Source organism: Staphylococcus pasteuri (assembly GCF_030547725.1).
Taxonomy (GTDB): Bacteria; Bacillota; Bacilli; order Staphylococcales; family Staphylococcaceae; genus Staphylococcus; species Staphylococcus pasteuri.
Window position 1 is genome coordinate 1 of record NZ_JAUOQO010000171.1, and the last position, 309, is coordinate 309.

The following is a 309-nucleotide window of genomic DNA, read 5'->3' on the forward strand; positions in this document are numbered from 1 at the left end:
GGCGAAAGCTTATCTTGCATTTATTCGAAGGGGCTGGTGTCGCCCGCGCCGCTGCGAAGCACTTCAGGTTCATCTTCCGATAAATCAACCACCGTTGTAGGTTGCTCTCCTAGATAGCCGCCATTAATAATGAGATCAACTTGGTGTTCTAAGTCATCACGGATTTGCTCCGGATCAGACTCAGTCAAGTCATTACCCGGAAGAATTAAGCTCGAAGACATTAACGGCTCGCCAAGCTCTTCTAGCATGGCTAAGGCAATTTTGTTGTCGGGCACTCGAATACCGATAGTTTTACGTTTAGGGTTTAGT

General features: G+C 47.2%; 1 protein-coding gene. It reads right to left on the reverse strand.

What is annotated here, in order from left to right; all coding sequences use genetic code 11:
- Positions 1-20: 20 nt before the first annotated feature.
- A partial coding sequence (locus Q4528_RS13275; RefSeq protein WP_303521975.1) for a Sua5/YciO/YrdC/YwlC family protein occupies positions 21-309 on the reverse strand: 289 nt, incomplete at its 5' end.